The organism is Alkalimonas amylolytica, assembly GCF_900107845.1.
GTDB lineage: Bacteria > Pseudomonadota > Gammaproteobacteria > Enterobacterales > Alteromonadaceae > Alkalimonas > Alkalimonas amylolytica.
This window is the reverse complement of the sequence record NZ_FNRM01000004.1, coordinates 53,937-73,254: the sequence shown is the minus strand read 5'-3', so window position 1 is coordinate 73,254 and position 19,318 is coordinate 53,937. Positions and strand designations below refer to the sequence as shown.

General features: G+C 52.0%; 19 protein-coding genes. 4 read left to right on the top strand and 15 right to left on the bottom strand.

What is annotated here, in order from left to right; translation table 11 throughout:
- Nucleotides 1-240: 240 nt before the first annotated feature.
- Complete coding sequence (locus tag BLW37_RS09285) at nt 241-849, bottom strand: arylesterase (RefSeq protein WP_091342173.1); 609 nt, start codon at nt 847-849, stop codon at nt 241-243.
- Between BLW37_RS09285 and BLW37_RS09280 the strand changes: the two genes are divergently transcribed.
- Both BLW37_RS09280 and BLW37_RS09275 read left to right on the top strand, forming a co-directional pair.
- Nucleotides 848-1,567, top strand: a complete 720-nt coding sequence (locus BLW37_RS09280; RefSeq protein ID WP_091342171.1) for an ABC transporter ATP-binding protein — start codon at nt 848-850, stop codon at nt 1,565-1,567. The genes BLW37_RS09285 and BLW37_RS09280 overlap by 2 nt on opposite strands.
- Nucleotides 1,557-4,037, top strand: a complete 2,481-nt coding sequence (locus tag BLW37_RS09275; protein ID WP_091342169.1) for an ABC transporter permease — start codon at nt 1,557-1,559, stop codon at nt 4,035-4,037. Before BLW37_RS09280 ends, BLW37_RS09275 begins: the two co-directional genes overlap by 11 nt.
- 41 nt (nt 4,038-4,078) lie before the next feature.
- On the opposite strand, the gene BLW37_RS09270 is transcribed toward BLW37_RS09275, so the two are convergent.
- Nucleotides 4,079-4,972 (bottom strand): TIGR01777 family oxidoreductase, encoded by an 894-nt coding sequence (locus BLW37_RS09270; RefSeq protein ID WP_091342167.1) that lies wholly within the window; start codon nt 4,970-4,972, stop codon nt 4,079-4,081.
- Nucleotides 4,973-5,029: 57 nt separating this feature from the next.
- Entirely contained in the window at nt 5,030-5,398 is a 369-nt protein-coding gene (gene folX / locus BLW37_RS09265; RefSeq protein ID WP_091342165.1) for a dihydroneopterin triphosphate 2'-epimerase, read from the bottom strand.
- A 74-nt stretch (nt 5,399-5,472) separates the two neighbouring features.
- Between folX and BLW37_RS09260 the strand changes: the two genes are divergently transcribed.
- On the top strand, nt 5,473-6,537 hold the full coding sequence (locus BLW37_RS09260; RefSeq protein WP_091342163.1) for an AI-2E family transporter: 1,065 nt from the start codon (nt 5,473-5,475) through the stop codon (nt 6,535-6,537).
- Here the strand turns inward: BLW37_RS09260 and BLW37_RS09255 are convergent.
- The 5 genes from BLW37_RS09255 to BLW37_RS09235 are packed head-to-tail and all read right to left on the bottom strand — an operon-like array spanning nt 6,534 to nt 9,794.
- A complete protein-coding gene (locus BLW37_RS09255) occupies nt 6,534-6,932 on the bottom strand; it encodes a lysozyme inhibitor LprI family protein (protein ID WP_091342161.1) in 399 nt (132 codons plus the stop codon). The genes BLW37_RS09260 and BLW37_RS09255 overlap by 4 nt on opposite strands.
- A gap of 24 nt (nt 6,933-6,956) precedes the next feature.
- Entirely contained in the window at nt 6,957-8,270 is a 1,314-nt protein-coding gene (locus BLW37_RS09250) for an ATP-binding protein (protein WP_091342160.1), read from the bottom strand.
- A gap of 17 nt (nt 8,271-8,287) precedes the next feature.
- Nucleotides 8,288-8,965 (bottom strand): response regulator transcription factor, encoded by a 678-nt coding sequence (locus tag BLW37_RS09245; protein ID WP_091342158.1) that lies wholly within the window; start codon nt 8,963-8,965, stop codon nt 8,288-8,290.
- The gene (locus BLW37_RS09240) at nt 8,965-9,219 is read right to left on the bottom strand and encodes a PepSY domain-containing protein (RefSeq protein WP_091342156.1); all 255 of its coding nucleotides are present in this window, start codon (nt 9,217-9,219) and stop codon (nt 8,965-8,967) included. Before BLW37_RS09240 ends, BLW37_RS09245 begins: the two co-directional genes overlap by 1 nt.
- Nucleotides 9,220-9,278: 59 nt before the next feature.
- Entirely contained in the window at nt 9,279-9,794 is a 516-nt protein-coding gene (locus BLW37_RS09235; RefSeq protein ID WP_091342155.1) for a glycine zipper 2TM domain-containing protein, read from the bottom strand.
- A gap of 246 nt (nt 9,795-10,040) precedes the next feature.
- Here BLW37_RS09235 and BLW37_RS09230 point away from each other — a divergent pair, with 246 nt between their 5' ends.
- Nucleotides 10,041-10,358: a ComEA family DNA-binding protein gene (locus BLW37_RS09230; protein WP_091342571.1), complete on the top strand. Its 318-nt coding sequence runs from the start codon at nt 10,041-10,043 to the stop codon at nt 10,356-10,358.
- 37 nt (nt 10,359-10,395) lie between these two features.
- On the opposite strand, the gene BLW37_RS09225 is transcribed toward BLW37_RS09230, so the two are convergent.
- The 7 genes from BLW37_RS09225 to BLW37_RS09195 all read right to left on the bottom strand — a co-directional run bounded on the left by BLW37_RS09225 (nt 10,396) and on the right by BLW37_RS09195 (nt 19,316).
- A complete protein-coding gene (locus BLW37_RS09225; RefSeq protein ID WP_091342153.1) occupies nt 10,396-11,616 on the bottom strand; it encodes an EAL and HDOD domain-containing protein in 1,221 nt (406 codons plus the stop codon).
- A gap of 133 nt (nt 11,617-11,749) precedes the next feature.
- A complete protein-coding gene (putP, locus tag BLW37_RS09220) occupies nt 11,750-13,285 on the bottom strand; it encodes a sodium/proline symporter PutP (protein WP_091342151.1) in 1,536 nt (511 codons plus the stop codon).
- Between the two features lie 158 nt (nt 13,286-13,443).
- Nucleotides 13,444-15,075 (bottom strand): BatD family protein, encoded by a 1,632-nt coding sequence (locus BLW37_RS09215; protein ID WP_091342150.1) that lies wholly within the window; start codon nt 15,073-15,075, stop codon nt 13,444-13,446.
- Complete coding sequence (locus tag BLW37_RS09210) at nt 15,069-16,901, bottom strand: VWA domain-containing protein (RefSeq protein ID WP_091342148.1); 1,833 nt, start codon at nt 16,899-16,901, stop codon at nt 15,069-15,071. Before BLW37_RS09210 ends, BLW37_RS09215 begins: the two co-directional genes overlap by 7 nt.
- Entirely contained in the window at nt 16,888-17,877 is a 990-nt protein-coding gene (locus BLW37_RS09205; RefSeq protein WP_091342146.1) for a VWA domain-containing protein, read from the bottom strand. The genes BLW37_RS09210 and BLW37_RS09205 overlap by 14 nt, the downstream gene beginning before the upstream one ends.
- Nucleotides 17,870-18,382, bottom strand: a complete 513-nt coding sequence (locus tag BLW37_RS09200) for a DUF4381 family protein (RefSeq protein WP_091342144.1) — start codon at nt 18,380-18,382, stop codon at nt 17,870-17,872. The genes BLW37_RS09205 and BLW37_RS09200 overlap by 8 nt, the downstream gene beginning before the upstream one ends.
- On the bottom strand, nt 18,375-19,316 hold the full coding sequence (locus BLW37_RS09195) for a DUF58 domain-containing protein (RefSeq protein ID WP_091342143.1): 942 nt from the start codon (nt 19,314-19,316) through the stop codon (nt 18,375-18,377). The genes BLW37_RS09200 and BLW37_RS09195 overlap by 8 nt, the downstream gene beginning before the upstream one ends.
- Nucleotides 19,317-19,318: the final 2 nt, after the last annotated feature.

The following is a 19,318-nucleotide window of genomic DNA, read 5'->3' as shown; positions in this document are numbered from 1 at the left end:
CACGGCGGTAACAGGGGTTCGAATCCCCTAGGGGACGCCACTTTACTTCTCAAATCTAATTTTAATCGTATCCCTTGTTCTATCGCCGCGAGGCGGTGTCGGGACACCGCGCAAAACCATCTGGCACGGCGGTAACAGGGGTTCGAATCCCCTAGGGGACGCCACTTCTTTTTAGTGTTGAGTTATTAGTTTTAAGTGTTAAGTTAAAAACACTCAACACTCAACACTCAACACTCAACACTAATCATCCACCAGCTGTGCAAACCAACGCTTCATCTGCTGTTTAATCAGCGGCTGTGCCTCGCGGTTTGGATGGATGCCATCCGGTAGCATCAAATCTTCGTTCAGGGCAATCTGCTCCATGAAAAATGGCCACAGCGACAACTGATAACGTTCAGCCAGAGCCGGATAGAGGCTTTCAAACTGACGGGTATAGCGCGGGCCAAGATTGGGCGGGATCCGAATTTGCATCAGCAGCACTTTAGCGCCAGTGGCCTGGCTAAGCTTAATCAATTGCGTTAAATTCTGTTCCAGTTGGGCAACAGCAAAGCCGCGTAAGCCATCATTGCCACCCAACTCAATCAGCACATAATCTGGCTGGTGTTGCTCCAACAAAGCAGGCAAGCGGGCCAGGCCTCCGGCTGAGGTTTCACCACTGATGCTGGCGTTGATGATCGTAAGCGGTAACTGTTGCGTATCCAACCACTGCTGCGTTAAATAGACCCAGCCTTGTTGCTCCTGCATGTTGTAGGCCGCACTCAGGCTGTCACCGAGCAGCAACAACCTTTTCGGCTGCGCATAAGTCGTGGTACTGTAAACAACAAACAACAGAATTAAGAATGCACGCATGACGTTATCACCTGATATTGATATAAAAGCGACCCATTTAACCAAACGGGTAAAATTAACGGAAGGATCACTGACTATCCTGAATGATTTGCATTTAACAATCAAGCGGGGTGAGTCGGTAGCCATAGTGGGTGCGTCCGGCTCAGGCAAGTCTACTTTACTGGGCATTCTGGCGGGCCTGGACACAGCCAGTGAGGGCGAAGTCTTTCTGGCGGGACAACCTTTGCATCAGCTGGATGAGGATGCCAGAGCTGGTCTTAGAGCCAGCCATGTCGGTTTCGTTTTCCAGTCTTTTTTGTTGTTACCGGGGTTAACCGCCCTGGAAAATATCACTTTGCCAGCTGAGCTGGCAGGGATCCGTAACGCTAAAGATCGCGGTTTAGAGCTATTGGCTCAGGTGGGGCTTTCTGAGCGGCGGGATTTTTATCCGACTCAATTATCTGGTGGTGAGCAGCAGCGGGTTGCTATTGCCCGGGCTTTTATTACACAGCCCAACATTCTGTTTGCTGACGAGCCCTCCGCAAACCTGGACGAAAAAACCGGCTTGTTGGTAGAAGACTTGTTGTTCGATTTGAACCAACAACAAGGTACCACCCTGGTATTGGTGACACATAAAGCTGAACTGGCAGAGCGCTGTCAACAGCAGTACCTGATGCAGCATGGTCAGTTGGAGCAGCAACTGCCATCAGAGCCGCAGGAGCAGCGCCATGTGGGCTAGTATTGCCTGGCGCCTGTTCTGGCGCGAGTTAAAGCGTGGCGAACTCTGGGTGATTGCCTTTGCGCTGTTTTTAGCCGTGTTTTCTGTGGTGATGCTCACCGGCATTACCGAAAGTGTGCGCTCTGCCTTGTATCAGCGCAGTGCCAGCTTTTTAGCGGCCGATTTGGTGCTGCGTTCCAGCCGGCCATTTCAACCAGAGTTGATGGCAACGGCTGATGCGGTTGGCTTGCAACAAGCTCAGCAGATGTTGTTTGATTCTATGTTGTTTTCTGACAGTGAAATGCAGCTGGTTACGGTAAAAGCCGTCTCCAGTGAATTTCCACTACGTGGTGAGCTGGTGCTGCGACGCAGTCAGCAGCCAGGGCAGGGCGAACTGGCTAGCTTCAGTGCTGGTGAAATCTGGCTAGAGCCTCGTTTGTTAAGCTTGCTGGCGGTAAGTCCTGGCGATCGTCTGGAGCTTGGCATGGCATCGCTGCAAGTTGCCGGTGTGATTGAAGCCGAACCGGATGCACCGCTCAATGTGTTTGGTGGTAATCCCCGGGTGCTGATGCATCTTGACGATGTGGCCGCTACTGAAGTGGTTCAGCCGGGCAGTCGAATTGGTTATCGCTATTTGTTTGCAGGCAGTACGACACAGCTGGCAGAGTTGCGTCAGCAACTTGATCCTCAGTTGTCTGTGCATGAGCAATGGCAAGAGTTGGATCCGGATACGGCCATAGGTGCAGCCATGCAGCGGGCCGAGAGCTTTCTGCTGCTTGCGGGCTTGCTTGGGATTGTGCTGGCTGCCAGTGCCTCGGCGGTAGCGGCCAATCGATACCGTCAGCGCCATGCAGAGGCGGTGGCTGTGATTAAAGCGCTGGGGGCGACCACCACCACAGCCCGAAAGATCTATTGCAGCCATCTGATGTTGGTCAGTGTATTTAGTTCTGTGCTGGCAATTATAGCCGGCATAGTGCTGGTGGTGTTTATTCAGCAGGGCATTCAGTTGTGGATGGACGATTACCAGCCGGCCTTTAGTAGCCGGCCGCTGTGGATGGGATTGTTAACTGCGGTGATTTGTGCCGGCCTGTTTGCGGCGCGACCTGTATGGCAGTTGGCAGCGGTGCCAGCGATAGCGGTGTTGCGGCAATTACCAGCCTGGCGTTTTGATGTCTGGCATCTGGCAACAGGGGCGCTCGCTGTCTGGCTACTAATGTGGTTGTTTAGTAAAGAGTTTATGCTCAGTCTTATTCTGTTTGCTGCCTGCGTGACATTTGCACTGGTATTGATGGGGCTGGCGGCAGTGCTGGTGAAAGTGGCCAAACCTATGGCTGCAGGGCAAAGCTCGGCGCTGAAACTGGCGTTGGCCAATTTGCGCCGGCGCTTGTGGCAAAACAGCTTTCAGTTGTTGACCTTTAGCATGGCATTATTTTTAACCTTGTTGTTGTATTTTTTGCGAGTGGAATTGCTCGAGCAATGGCAGCAGCAAATTCCGGCCGGTGCACCCAATCAGTTTTTGGTGAATATCTCCGAGGCTGAGCGGCCAGGTATTGAAGCCTTTGCAGCAGAGCATCAGTTACAGCTCGATAGCTTTTATCCAATCGTGCGCGGCCGTCTGACCGCGACCAATCAGCAACAACTGCGCCAGCGTGCTTCCAAGGAAGAAGATACCGAGCGGGTGGGTGTTGGCCGGGAGCTGAACCTGACCTGGACCAGCGAATTACCGGCAAATAACAGTGTGCTGCACGGCCGTTGGTTTAGTGAGGAAACGCTTGCTGAGGTGTCGGTAGAGTCCGAGTTGGCAGAACGACTGGGTATTTTGCTTGGCGATCAGCTGGAGTTCTCTATTGGTGGTCGCATGGTTTCTGCTACGGTTACCAGCATTCGCTTAGTTGATTGGAATACCTTGCAACCCAATTTCTACATGATTTTAAGTGCGGACTTACTGGCCGATTTCCCGGCTAGTTACCTCAGTGCTTTTTATCTGGATGCGGAGCGGGCGCAGGTGCTAAATCAGCTCAATCGTGAATTCCCAACTGTGATCGTGCTCAATGTCGATGCCATTATCCAGCAGGTGCAGGATATCATTGCCCAGGTGACTGTAGCCCTTAGCAGCATTTTGCTGCTGGTGTTTGCCGCTGCGGTGTTGGTGTTGGTGGCCCAGGTGCAGGCTACTATGGAGCAACGAGAACAGGAGCTGGCTATCTTACGCACTTTGGGGGCACGCTACGCCTTTTTACGCAATGCCATGCTGTTGGAGTTCGCCGCGCTCGGAGCGCTGGCCGGTATCCTTGCTACCGTTCTGGCAGAGGCTGTGCTTGGCGTGTTGCAGTTCCGCTTGTTTGAGCTGCCATTTCAGTTGCACTGGAATCTGTGGTGGATTGGCCCTGGTTTTGGTGTGGTGGTGGTTACTTTGCTTGGCTGGTGGCAATTGCGGCAATTGCTGGCTATCCAAAGCTCGGTTTTAATGCGAAGGGCCATTTATTCGTAAGGCAGTTTATTGGTGAGCCAGGGGCGCAGTCATGCGCCCTGTTAAAGGTTCAGCTGTTGTAAGGCCTCGCGTAAATCCGGGTAGCTAAATTGAAAACCAGCATCCAATAATTTTTTCGGATACACATTTTGGCCGTACAGTAGTAAGTCACCCATTTCACCGAACAATAGGCGCACCATAAAAGCTGGCATCGGAAGCAAAGCAGGGCGCTTTAAGCGCTTGGCCAGCAATTCGGTAAAGCGGGCATTAGGCACCGCTTTTGGCGCGGTCGCATTGATAGGCCCTGCTAGTTCGCTGTGGCACAATAAGAAATCCAGCAAGGCTACCATGTCGTCTATATGGATCCAGGACATGTACTGAGTGCCATCGCCAATTTTCCCTCCCAATCCAAAACGGAAGGGGGGGAGCATTTTCTTTAAAGCGCCGCCGTTTTCTGCCAGCACGATGCCTGTGCGAACCAGGCAAACGCGAGTGCGTTCGCTGGCTGCGCGCTGCGCCAGATTCTCCCAGCGAGCACAAATATCGTGGCTGAACTCTGGATAAAAGTCCTGATGGCTTTCATCAATGCCATGTTGATCCTGACGCCCATAAAAGCCGATGGCAGAGCCGCTGATAAAGACAGAAGGTGGCTTGTGAGCTTGTTGGATCAGGGTGCTTAATTGTTCGGTCAGATCCCAGCGACTGTGACAAATACGATGCTTTTGTGCTTTGCTCCAACGCTTGTCTGCAATGGGTTCACCTGCCAGGTTGATCACAGCGTCAAAACGGCTGATATCCACGCCGTGTAGTTGCTCGCAGCAAGTCACTGCATGACCAAAGAGTGATTTAACTTTTGCAGCAGAGCGCGTCAGAACCGTTATTTCATGGTCGGTTAGCCACCGTTTAATCGCCGCCTGACCAATTAAACCGGTTCCTCCAGTGATAAACAGCTTCATTGTGACTACCCTTTGTCAAAAAGTTAAACCATCCTGATTGCATCCAGTATAGCTGCATTAACGCTGTTTGCTGACAGAGAGTGTGAGTGAGACCGAATCCGCAAAACGCAAGGCATGCGGTTTATCGATTTCTACTTCGGCATACAGCACTGAGCTGTGCTCTGCAACAATGGCAAGCACATCCGCGGTCAGTTTTTCCAGCAATGAAAAGCGATTGTCTTCTACAAACTGAATAATCCGTTTGGTGATGGTGCGGTAATTGAGCGCTTTACTCATATCATCGCTATCGGCAGCAGCATCAGCCAGGTATTGAATTTTGGCATTAATTACGACATCCTGTTTGTTGTTGATTTCGTCCTCGTTGATGCCAATGAAGGTACGTAGCCGCAGATTTTTGATGCGAATAATCGCCGGGTTTAATTCCATAATTCATTGTTCCTCGGTATTTTTATTCGATACGTTTATTAAGCCTTTCCCGATCAAAGAATGCAAGGACCTTTATGACAACAGTGACTGACTCAAACGCGACCCGTATTTTGGTGGCCTGTGCGGCCCTGGTGATTATCCTTGCTGGTATCAAAGCTGCTGCAACCATCGTCGTGCCCTTCCTACTGGCGCTATTTATTGCCATCATTTGCAGTCCTCTGATCCAATTGCTGCATCGTTGGCATTTGCCCAAGCTGGCAGCCATTGGCCTGGTTATCCTGCTGATTGTAGTGCTGGGCACCTTTTTTGCGACCATTGTCGGTCAGTCCTTGACTGATTTGACCCGCAATATGCCTGAATACCAAGGGCGAATTAATTTGGTGGTGTTGCAGTTGCTGAATTGGTTGGCCGAGTACCATCTGGTACTTGAACCAAGGCAACTGCTTAGTCAGATTAACCCGGGCTCAGCCATGACACTTGCCACCAACCTACTGGCCGGACTTGGCACCATGCTCACCAACACATTCCTGATTTTGTTGATTGTGGTTTTTATGTTGCTGGAGGCTCACAGTATTCCTGCCAAAATTAAGTTAGGTATGAAGACTCCGGAAAAGAAGTTACAGCAGGTACAGCAGTTTCTTGAGTCGGTGAATCGTTATATTGCCATTAAAACCATGATGAGCGCCTTGACTGGCTTGGTGGTGGGCCTGATGCTTTGGTTGCTCGGCGTCAGTTATCCTTTGCTGTGGGGAATGCTGGCATTTTTATTGAATTATATCCCGAATATAGGCTCCATCATCGCGGCGGTTCCGGCTGTGCTGGTGGCACTGGTTGATGGTGGTTTGAGCCTGGCTCTGGGGACGACCCTGGTGTTTATTGCCGTCAACCTTCTGATTGGTAATGTGCTGGAGCCACGGTTCATGGGGAGGGGACTCGGCCTTTCTACCCTGGTGGTGTTTTTATCGCTGATTTTTTGGGGTTGGATGCTTGGTACCGTTGGGATGTTGCTTAGTATCCCCTTGACCATGATTGTTAAAATTGGGCTGGAGAATAGCCCCAATGGTCGTTGGATAGCCGTCCTTTTGGATTCGGAAGAGCAAACCCAGTTGCGCGACGATTTGGATGAGCCGTTAGCTTAGCGGGCAGCCAATGATTCCAGTTGTTCGGTGCGCTGCTTAATCAGTTGCAGCTGGCAGCGCTTGTAGTAAGCGGCACCCTGTTGTACATCTGGCAGCTGCAGCTGGTATTGCCAACGGCAGTGCTGCTCTTTGAGCTGCGCAAATGTTTCTTGGGCGCTTTTAAAGCTGTTGAACGCTGCTGGTCGCCCTGTGCGTTGACTGTGTTGTTGCAGTACAAAAGTATGGTGTTGTTCCCACTGGGCCAAAGAGCGCCTGGCTTTCACCAGCTCACGATCATAGCAACTGAGCTGCTGGTGATAGCGCTGTTGCTGGCTGCCACTTTCAGGCCAAGGGCAAAGCTCTTCAATAGCAGCTGTATGCAGACTCACTGCAAGCAGGGTAAGGCTGAATATCATGGCCGACCTCGTAAGGTTTGGGTGTCATAGATCCGGAAAGCGAACCTGGAAGCGTGCACCGCCCAGTTCACTGTCACCGACTTCTAAATCACCATTATAGGAGCTGACCAGCTCTGCCACAATGGACAAGCCGACACCATGCCCTTCTTTGTAGGTATCCAACCGGGTACCGCGCTGGAACAATTGCTGTCGACGGGCACTTGGAATGCCTGGGCCATCATCCTCTACCACCAGGGTAAAAGGGTGTGAGCTCACGTGCAGCCGTACCTGGTACTGACAAGCTTTGCAGGCGTTATCAAGTAAATTACCAAGGATTTCCATCATGTCGGTTTCATCGCCCTTGAATGCTGTATCCTCCGGACAGTCAACCACAATGTGACAGCCTTTGTGTTGGTAAATTTTGCCCAGTGCATTGATCATCTTATCCAGCAGAGGTTGCAAAGGAATTTGCTTCTTCCAGACATCCTGGCCTGAACTGCTGGCGCGTTTTAACTGATGATCAATCATGGCGCTGATCCTATCCAACTGCTCTTTTAATTCAGGTTGCTCGCTAAGTGGGGAGGTATTGAGGACAGCCAGCGGGGTTTTCAGCGCATGCGCCAAATCACTTAAATGATGGCGGTAGCGTTGCTTCTGGCGGTTTTGACTAGCCAGCAGCAGGTTCAAGTCTTCTTTGAGGGCCATTAGCTCCGTAGGGTACTTACCGGTAAGCTGCTCTTGCTTGCCGCTTTCTACCCGGCGAATTTCATGATCCAGCATGGATAGTGGCCGAGTGGTCCAACGATAAGCCAGCAGCATCACCAGCAACAACACCAAAGCAATCCCCAGGTACCAGCGGATCAGGGTGCGCAAGAAGCTCTGATGCGGTGTGTTGAGTAAGTGATCCGATTGCACCACATGGACAGTCAGAGGGATGGTGCTATCGCCTTGATCGAACAATAAAGCAATGGAAAGGACCCAATATTTCTGGCCGTATTGTATGTCGGCTCTGAAGTCACTTTTACCCGGTAATAGTTGCAGTAGTTCTGGCTCAAATTGTTGGGTAATGGAGGAGTCGGATTGCCAGAGCACATCCGATTCGTTCGTGATAAAAGCACTGAGTCCAGAGTTTGGTCGGGAAAAGTCGGGGGCAAGTGCCACATTGCTTAGCTGTACTTTGTCGGCAGAGACCTGGATTTCCGATAATATGGCATACAGGTGCACTTCCAGCTTTTGCTCCGTATTGGTGACCAACTGGGTGTAAAAAGCGCGTTCAATCGCGATAAAAGAACCGGGCAGTAAAAAAGCGAACAGCAGCAAGCTGATTAAGCCCTGCCGCAGTTTTAACGATAAACTCATTGATGGCATCTGAATGTTCAATTCACTGCCAAGGTAAAGCGATAGCCTCGACCTCGCAATGTCTCTATTGGTTTCAGCTCGGCTTCAGGATCCAGCTTTTTCCGCAAACGTAGCACAAAAACTTCAATCACATTGCTATCCAGATCAAAATCCTGATCATAGATATGCTCGGTCAGCTCAGTTTTCGAAATGACTTTATTTGGGTTCATCATAAAGTACTCGAGAACTTTGTATTCATAAGCCGTCAGGCTGATCTCCTGTTCATGCAGCCAAACTTGCTGGGTGCGGCTATTGAGTGCCACTGGTCCTGCAGATAAGGTCGGGTCTGGTTGGCCAGCGGCGCGTCGGATTAATGCATTGCAGCGGGCTAAAAGCTCTTCCATATGAAAGGGCTTGGTCAGGTAATCATCCGCACCGGCATCCAGGCCCTCCACTTTCTCTTGCCAGCTGCCACGGGCAGTCAGAATAATAATAGGGGTTTTGATGTCTTTTTTACGAGCCTTACGGATTAAGCTAAGGCCGTCCATATGCGGTAAGCCTAAATCGATAATGGCCAGATCGTAAGGGTATTCACTGAGCTTGAAATCGCCATCCCTGCCATCAAATGCCATATCCACACTGAACTGTTGATCGGTTAAATGATTGCGGATCTGATTAGCCAACAGCTGCTCGTCTTCTACCACTAAAATACGCATTAGCGATCATCCCTTGTTACCCGGCCGGTCCGGCCATCCACTATCACTGTAACCACACGTCCGTCCCGTTGTAATACACGGATTCGGTAATTTTGTTGCTCGGTTTTCACATTGAGTACCCTGCCAGGAAAACGCTGCAATGCAAGTTCAGCTGCTTGTTCTTTATTGACTGAAGGGCTGCTGCTTGCGCTGGCTGCAATGGGCAGCAGACTGAGCAAGACAACCAATAACAGGATTGCTGTACTACGTAACATGGTTAGCTCCACAAAATTGTTTGTTGATTGTCTTGCATTGTATCTGTTGTCCTTTGCGGTTAGTAACCAGGCCGAACACTCACCTGAACCGGTAAACGTGGTCCAGGATCGTAATCTAGCATGGTCGTGTAATGGCGGCCACGCAAAGTGTAGCTGACCTGATAACCATCGAATACATTGTGGTACTGTACCGAACTATTGACGACCCGGCAACGCTGTTGATGGACAGTCGCTGGCTGATTATTCTGGCGCTGGATATCGCTGACAACGGCACCTCCAAGCACGGCTCCGGCGGCCATACCCACTCGCTTATTGCTCTTGTTGCGCCCCATGGCATGGCCTAAAGCGCCACCTGCAATAGCGCCTAGTACCACCGGAGTGGTATCAGCGCGTTGACTGCCTCGGTACTGTACTGCTTCGGTATAACACACTTGCTGTGGACTATGACGAGCAACTGTGCGGTAGACTGGCTCGACGTGGGTCACTCGGGCGTATTCGACATGATTGGCATGCGCAAAAGCTGAGCCTGCCACCAAGCTTGATAACGCCGCAAAAACAGGGAGCATTTTCATCATAAGCACCTCGCGTGATTTACCTTATCAGCATAAGAGCTTCAGGCTTAATTTCGGCTGAACCATGCGCCAGAAATCACACTTTTATTGTGAATTTAATTTGATCTATTTGTTTTATTGGTTATATTTATATCAACCTGGTTAACTTTTTGGTTGCTGCCAAGTAATTTTTCTTGCGGGCCAGGTGGCAAGAAGAGTTGATTGCTTGCCTTTTAGGTTATGCAGTGACCTTAAATGGAGTTTAAAACAATGAAAACAGTTGTATTTGCTTTTGCGATGACCTGTGTTGCCTTGGTATCCAATCAATTGTTTGCCTGGGAGGCTAAGCCACAGCAGACTATTGACCAGGCCCAAAGTACTGCTGCAGTGCAGAAAATCAACCTCAATACTGCGAGCGCAGAGCAATTGGCTTTGATCCCAGGGATTGGGCAACAAAAAGCCGAGGCCATCCAGAAGTACATCGCTGAGCATGGTGCTATTCGAAGTGAGCAACAGCTGACGGAGGTTCGTGGTATTGGTCCACGGCTGGCTGAGAAGGTTGCACAGTACGTCCAGTTTGACCACTGATCGCATCTGAAGTTACTGTTGAAGATGTGAATGGGAGTTAGCTGTCTCCCATCACTTTCATTTGCTCATTGGCCCAGTTTATTGCTTCATGATATGCATCTGGCACTTTATTCGCTGGTAGTCGCAGCTGCTCTATCAGGGCGCTTGCCTGTTGCCAATCTGCATGTTCGTACCATTGCATTAGTTTGATGTAGTCTGCCAGAACACCTGAGCCTTCAACCAGGGCTTCTTTGATATCTTTCGCCAAGGGTAATTTTTGCATGACAGACTCAATGGGTTCATCCAGCAGCGCATCCATCAGTGACATCATGCCGGTAAGGTACGCTTTGGAGCTTTCAGTCCCATGCAGTGTGGCCAAGCCTTCAGCGAACTTGGCCCGTGTCATGGATAAACGCATCAGTTCGGCCGGCTTATCACTACTGATTTGAGCGGTAAACAACAGCGACAGGAAGCGTTTTAATTCTGCCTGACCAAGCACTACAAGTGCCTGTTTGATGGTAGCAATTTCAGTGCGACGTTTAAAAATAGCCGAGTTGCTGTAACGCAGTAACTTGTAGGATAGGCTGATATCGCGTTGGAAAACTGCAGTGATGGTGGTCAAATCCATTTCAGACTTGGATGTTTCATACAATAATTCAGCCAAGGTCATTTGCGCTGGTGACAGTGCTTTGGTTTGCATCATTTCCGGCTTGGAAAAGAAAAAACCCTGGAAATAGTCAAAGCCCAGTTCCATTGCTGTTTCAAATTGTTGATTGGTTTCCACCTTCTCTGCCAGCAACTTAATGTGTGGAAAATCGGCAATGGCTTGCTTGATTTGGTGGATAGTGTCGATGCTGGTGGTTAACACATCAATTTTGATGATATCAATAAATGGGTAGAAATGGCGCCAGACGCTCTGATGTTCATAATCATCAAGTGCTAAGACATAGCCTTTACTTTTTAAGTCCTGGCATTCAGCCAGCAGGCGTTTGCCTGGCTGGATAGTTTCTAAAACCTCTACAACAATCTGCTCTTTGGGCAGCATCCTTGGGTATTTTTTTTGCAAGGTATCCAGCGTAAAGTTAATAAATCCAGGCTTTTCGCCGAGGAAATCTTCCAGACTAAAAGAGAATTGGCTGCCTTCTATCATTTTTGAGGTTGCTTCATCTCCGTCGATATCTGGGAAGACATTGTCCAGACTATCCCGAAACAACAACTCATAGGCGTAGAGCTCTTTATTTCGATCCAGGATCGGTTGGCGTGCCGCATAGAAATACATAGAAACTATGGTCCTCGGGGTTGTGCAGGTAGCTTGGTTGCTACCACAGACTATCCCTTAGTTTATAGCTGCTTGCGCGTGAGGAAACAAGCAAAAAAAAAGCCCTCAGTGTTTTTTTGCTGAGGGCTCTGTCTTACTCCATATCGCTTTCTAGCCGTCGTTCCATGCGCTCAAAGTCTTGTTGAATACTGACGGCAGGTTCTGCTGTGAGTTTGCTCACCACAACAATCGCAAGAGCACTGAGTAAAGCTCCGGGCACAATTTCATACACATAGCTGCTCAGGGTCTCACCGGCAATGGTTAGCGGGGCATAGATCCAGAACAATACCGTGCCAGCGCCAACCAGCATGCCGCTTAAGGCACCTGCATAGGTCATGCGTTTCCAATACAGGCTGAAAATAATCAGCGGGCCGAAAGCGGCACCAAAACCGGCCCAGGCGTTTCCTACCTGAGACAGCAGGTTTTGGCTTGGATTCAGTGATAAGCCAATGGCGGCCAGTGCAACGATCACAACCGAGATCCTGCCTACCATCACCTGTTCACGATCGGACGCATTGCGGCGCATAAACGCCAGATAGAAATCTTTGGTCAGTGAGCTGGAGGTCACCAACAGCTGGGATGAAATGGTACTCATGATAGCGGCCAGAATGGCAGCAAGGAGGAAGCCTCCTACCAAGGGGTGGAACAGAATTTGCGACAACACAATAAAGATGGTTTCCGGATCGGCCAATTGGCCCTCTGCATCCAGATAAGCGGCTGGACCAAGCGAACCGGTTTGGGTGGCCATATAGACAGCACCAATAATGCCGGTGAGCATGGCACCGATCAGAGCAACAATCATCCAGCTCATGCCAATACGGCGCGCTACTTTAAAATCTTTGATTGAGCGAATCGCCATAAAGCGCACGATAATATGCGGTTGACCAAAATACCCTAAACCCCAGGCCAGTAATGAGATCACCCCTAGCACCGTAGCCCCATGCAGAGGATTGAGCATCGGTTGATCCATACGGGCAATTTCCTGCATCACAGGTTCAGTTCCACCTAAGATAAGAAAGGCAGCCACCGGCACCAAAATCAGCGCTATAAACATGATGCAGCCTTGGACAAAGTCGGTCATGCTGACGGCTAAAAAGCCTCCAAACAGGGTGTAGGCTACCACCACACCAGCGGTGAGTAGTAAGCCAATCTCATAGTTCAGACCAAAGGCATTTTGAAACAAGGTGCCACCGGCATAGACGCCAGCTGCTGTGTAGAGCGTAAAAAAGACAATAATCACCACGGCAGATACCAGTCGCAGTGCCCGGGTTTGATCGTTAAAGCGGTTTTCAAAGTAATCGGGCAGGGTGATGGAGTCTTTGGCGACATGTGTATAGGTGCGCAGACGCGGCGCTACGATCAGATAATTTAAATAGGCGCCCACCGTCAAGCCGATGGCGATCCATACTTCAGAAAAGCCCGCTACAAAAAAAGCGCCGGGTAAGCCCATCAACATCCAGCCGCTCATGTCGGAAGCGCCGGCCGATAAGGCGGTGACACCGGGGCCCAATTTGCGGCCACCCAACATATAACCGGAGACATCGCTGGTAGAGGTACGGTAGGCGTATAGGCCGATGCCGAGCATGGCAAGAAAATAAATGGCGAGGGAGATAAAGGTGCCAGTTTCCAAAATACACTCCTGTTGATTGCTGAAAGGCTGTTGTTGTTTTTTTGTCGTAAGCGCTCATGCTAGCAAGCAATGGCCGTAAGTGCCAGCCCCGCTGGATGAACGGCGGGGCTGCTGTAGTGAGTGTCCATGCTGAAACAACGTGTCAGCAGAGCTGTCGGTTACGAATAGAGGGATTTAAGCTCGCTGCGTACTGGTTGTGCAACTGAGTCTGGTTGATAGCTTTGCCAGGCCTGCCACAAACTATCGCCCTGCCAGGTTTCGGCTGCAGGGTGATAGAGGGCTTTATTCAACAATAGCAGTTCACTGCGCAGAGGTTCGCTGACAGTCGCAGCTAAAGCACTGAGCGTTCGGATCTGTGCATCTAGTTGCAATTGTGCCCAGTACAACAGACAGTCACGGGCCACCTCAGGCTGGTGGTGCCGGCAGGCTTTTTTCAGCGCTGTTGCATTAAAGCTTGGAGCCGCGACGGATACTTGACTGGCTTTTGGCCGGCGCCAGAACCAGAGTAACAGGGTTGTGCTGATGAACCAGGCTGCCAGCAGCAAACTGCTTACATGGTTCCAATGCCAGGGCGAGGCTGGTCTTTGCTCGGGAGTAATGGCTTCGCCACTGGTTGGTAGTTTGGATGTTGTTGCATCGGACTGAGCACTTGCCGCAGGCAATACCTGGATGGTTCGGGCCGGCAGGGTGGCATAATCCAGCATCTGACGCTGGCTGTTCCACCAGGGTAAGCGCAGCTCAGGCAAGTGCACCTCGCCAGCTTCGGTAGGGATCATCGCCAGGGTAAAGGTTTTTTGCGCCACCAAACGCCCATTACGCTGGGCACCCTGGCGCTCAGGTTGCTGTGGGTAGAGTCGGAGTCCTGCTGGGGCCTTAAAGTCGATGTCCGGTAATTGGTTAGCGGCCACATCCACTCCAGACAGGGTTATGGTTCGTGTGATGGGCTCTCCTTGATGCAGCTGAGTCAGGTCACCAGACCATTCTTCATGCAGGGTGACCAGGCCAGCCACCAGCCAGTCGCCCGGGAAATCGGCAGGAATGGACAAGACGTCAACCGCAATGGTTTCTGCATGCTGTAATACGGTACGGGTGCGGGCAAAAAAGTTGTTACGGCTGCTGTCTCTGTCGAGTAATTCGCCGGTAAACTCAGGAGCGGTGATACTAAATTGTCCGCTACGCTGAGGCGTAATAGCAAAGCGGCGGCTAATGGTGCGATAGCGCACACCATCAATCAGCTTGCTGCCTTCTTCATCCCGGCCTATCTGCAGCACGGACGCTCCTTCCATGCTGGGTTCGGTCAGGCTGCCGCGTTGCAAGTCGCCGCGAAAATGGATAGTCACCGTATAGTAGCCGGTTTGCTGGACATGCAGCCGGCTTTGTTCCAGGCTGGCGGTTAAAAATACATCGGGCTTGCCGTCGGCTGCCGCATTAGCAGCAATCACTTCCAGCTCAATCGGTTGGCTGCGGACCTGGCCGACCTCAAAAGCCGGTATGGTGTAACGACCGGGTTCCCGGGCAAACAGTGATAAACGCCAGCTGGTGCTGTGACTGGCTTCCCCGTTGATGACCCTGGTGCTTTGGCTGACCGAAGGGACTGTGATACGAAAGTCCTGCTCAAGCACCCGAAAGTTCAGTTGATCAGCGCTTAAGCGTGCATCTGCAGTGACTTCCAGCACAATAGCTTCACCAACCATGGCCGGGTTTTTATCGACGCTGGCACTGAGCTGGCTGGCCGCCCACAAGGGCCAGCTACCCAGGATCAACAAACACAGACAAAGGGTTCTTACCATTCTTCTCGGGCTCCTGTCGGCAGTTGTTGCTGCCTGCGGCGTTGATGTTCAATATGCATCCGGTTGCGTAGCAGCAAAGCCGGATCATCCTGCACTTTACGCAGCAGGTTATTCAGCTCTTGTTGTTGTTCTGGATCGGCATCGGGCCAGGGTGATTCCACCACCTGCCGTTGTTGCTGTTCAGCTGCAGTTTGATCTGTGTCTGCTGCTTGCTGAGGTTCGCTTTGTTGTTCTTCGCCGCTGTCTTGCTGATCGGTGTCCTCTGTTTGCTCTGAGCCATCTGCAGCCTCAGAGCTGTCTGATTGCTCAGGGCTCTCCGCGCCTGCATCCGCTGCGGCAGGATCTGAAGAACCGGCGCTGTCGTCCTGAGACTGGCTGCTGTCCGAGCCCTGTGGTGATTCTTCTTGTTGATCATCACTTTGACCGTTGTCATCGCCGTCTTGCTGCTGCTCTTGCTGCTCATCCAGCAAGCGCTGTATTAGCGCAGCATTGTGCCTGGCTTGTTCCAATGTAGGATCTTGCTGTAAAGCTGCCTGGTAGGCGTTTAGGGCTTCTTCAAAGCGTCCCTGCCTGGCTAACGCATTGCCCAGATTGTAGCTGTGACTGGCGGCTGGGTTTGTATCGCTCAGTGCTGCCCAGGCTTGCTCTGCGGCCAGGTAATCGCCAGCACGGTATGCTGCCTGGCCACGCCAGTAAGGATCACTAAATAACTGAGCAGCACGTGGATAGTCACCTTGCCGATAGGCTTGCATCGCGCGTTGCTGATCGGTTTGAAACAGGCTGCGGTTATTCTCTGCCATCACGCCCGGTGGTAACAATAACAGGCAAACCAGCAGTAACTGTCCGCGCTTGCCAAGCCACAGGGCCAGTGGCAATAACAACCAGACCAGATAGACCGCTTTATCTCGCCAGGCATCGCCAGTTGTTTGCAGCTGTTGTTCCGAGCGTCCTTGCTGGCGCTCAGGTTGGTTCAGCACCGCCTGGATATCGCTGTCGGTCAATCGCGCTTGTGCAAAGACACCGCCACCTCGCTGGGCCAGTTGGCGCAGTTGGCTAATGGGCACACCGGGCAGCACCAGTTGATTGTTGCTATCGCGCAGCAAGCTGCCATCCGGCAGTTGGACCGGAGCCGCTTCTTCACTGCCAAAGCTGATAATAGATAGTCGGTGCCGCATACGAGATACCTGATCAAACAATTCGCGCTCGCTGTGCCGCTCAAAGCCATCCACCAGGGCGACAATATCCCCCTGCGGATAGCCCGCTTGTTGCAATAAGCGGTCGGCTTCCTTTAAGGCTGCCAGCAGGTTGGATCCCTGGCTTGGCATAATGTCAGGTCGTAAGTTCGGTAGCAGCAGGCGAACATTGTTGTGATCCGGTGTCAGTGGGCTGACCACAAAAGCCTCGCCGGCAAAAGCAACCAGGGCCAGCTCGCCTTCTTGCAACGCTTCAATAAAATCCAGTGCTTTAAAGCGGGCTTGATTGAGCCGGTTGGGTACCATATCGGTAGCATACATCGACATCGACATATCGATGATCAGCACCGTGGCCTTGTTGACAGTGATTGCTGGTTGTTCGATGCGTTGCCAGCTGGGACCAGCCAGGGCAATGGCCGCCAACAACCAGCAGAGGGCCAGTAGGGGCAGCGACCAGGGGGACAGCGACACAGCTCCCTTCCCGAGCAGGTGCTTTTGCAGATGGGGTGCGATCAGCTTTTGCCAGGGACTTTGTTGCTGGCGGTAACGCCAGAGCAGGACCAAGATGATCAGTAACGGGAGCAGGCTTAATAACCAGTAAGGCCTTAGCCAGTAGAGATCAGCGATTGGCATACAACAGCTCCTGCCAACGAATTTGTAGTGCGGCCAGCCACAGCGAGAGTAGCAAGGCCACAGCTAGTGGCCAATGCACCAGGCTGCGCTGCGGCCGGTAACTTAAGGTTTCACGTTCAATTGGCTCCAGTTCGTCCAGCAACTGGTACATGCGCTCAAATTCCTGCATGTTGCGGGCCCTAAAATAAGCGCCACCGGTTTCTTCGGCCATACGGATCAACAAGGGCTCATCCAGGTCGTGTGACGGATTCACTACGCGCGGGCCAAACAAGCCCTGTTGCACCATTTCTTCTGCCCCGATGCCGACGGTATGAATTCGAACACCGGCAGCCTTGGCTAATTGCAGTGATTCTTCCGGGCCGATATTGCCGGTGTTGCTGGCGCCATCGCTTAAAAATACGATCACTTTGTTGGAGCTTTCCAGCTCGTTAAAACGTTTCACCGCCAGGCCTATGCCTTCGCCAATGGCAGTTCGCCGGCCCGCCATGCCAACCACGATCTCATCCAGCATGGTTTGTACCGTGGTTAAATCCAGAGTCAATGGGGTTAGTTGGTAAGCCGCATCGGCAAACAGGATCAGCCCTACCCGGTCGCCTTGCCGGCGTTGTAAAAACTCCTTGGTCAGGAGTTGCACCGCCTGAATGCGATTGATGGGCCGGCCCTGCCACTGCATGTCTTCAATTTCCATCGAGCCGGATAAATCAAGCACCACCATAATATCACGGGCTTGTTGTGGGATCTCGACCGGCTCGCCATACCAGCGCGGCTCAGCTGCTGCCAGCACCAGGGCTAGCCAAATCAGGCCTGCCAGCCAGGTGCCAGCTTGTCGCCATCGGCTTGGGTTGCGCTGGCTTTGTCCGGCTACCTGCATCAAGGGTTTCAGTTTCAGTGTCCGGCCAGCCGCAACCGCGCTGCTTTTGAACAGCAGCGGCAGAGGGAGTAACAGCAGCAACCAGGGCCAGCTTAGTTCAAACATCCGCACCTCCACTGAGTGGTTGCCGCTGCGCGACTTGTTGCAACTGCTGAATACTTTGCTGATCCAGCCATTTTTTGGCGCAGTCGGAAAAGTGCCTGACATCGGCAGAATCTGGTGTGGGCTGATACAGCAGGCGGTTGAGATCGGGCCAGGTGAGCGTTGTATCCTGTGCCTGTAAAAACTGCTGCCATTCCTCAGTGCTGCAACTAAGTAGAGGGCTGTTCGGTGCATAGTGACGGATCAGCCGCTTTAGCAATTGGTTGATGGCCGCAGGGTCAATGGTTTCGAGCGCCACCAGTCGCTGCATCTCAGCCCGGGCGGCAAGTAAACCAGCTTGCTTTTGCAGCTGCTGCCTGCGTCGCTTGGCCAGCCAGACCACGGCAGCGGCCGCTAGCAGTGCAAGCAATAGCACCAGCCACCAGCCGGGCGCTATGCCCATAGCGGGGGCTGTGTCGGTTTCGATGATATCGGCCAGCTCAGCCAGCAGAGGATGCGATTCAGTCATGCCAGCTCCGTAGCAATTGATTGACCAGCGGCTCGGCTGCGCTTATGGGCAAACAGCGGCAGCCCACTTGTTTCAGGCTGTGTTGCAGCTGAGTAGAAAACTGCTGTTGCTGTGTTTGATAACGCAGCCGGGTACTGCGGCTGCCAAGATCCAGCCAGGCCGATTGCTCACCATCGGTTACCGGAGCGCTGCCACTGGCACTGATGGGCAGCGCCATTTCCAGCGGATCGAATAACGATGCACAGACCACTTCGTTATGCTGGCGTATCGCACTTAAGTGCCGCAGCGCTTCGCTGTTCAGCTGTTGAAAATCAGATAATACGAAGAGCAAACTGCCGGGCCGTACCAGCCGCCGCACTTGTCCAAGTGCCTGCGGCAACTGAAGGCCGTAGCGTCCCTGTTGCTCAGCAAACACAGCTTGCAATGCATGCAGATAATGCAGCACACCAGCCGAGCGGCTTCGGGGCTTTAGTTCCAGATGATGACGCTCGCTGAACACCAGACCGCCGAGTTTATCGCCAGTGGCTTTGCTGTGCCAGGCGATCAGGGCCGCTAAATGGGCGGCCTGCACTGATTTGTAAAGCAGGCTACTGCCAAAATGCATACTGTCGGACAGATCGGTCAAGATAAAGACCGGCCGCTCTTTTTCCTCACGAAACAGCTTGGTATGGGCTTTACCGGTGCGTGCTGTTACCCGCCAGTCAATGGTACGGACATCATCGCCAGGCTGGTAATGACGCACTTCATCAAACTCCATGCCGCGGCCTTTGCTGCGCGCCAGGTAGCTGCCAGCCAGCTTGCTTTGAATGTGTTGCTGTGGCCTGAGATCCAGCAGTTTGGTATAACGCTGGTACCAAAGCAGCTCATTCAGGCTCAGACTCATCCCTGTTGCAGCCAGCTGCTGCAGCCATTGCTGTGGGTTGACATCACTCATGG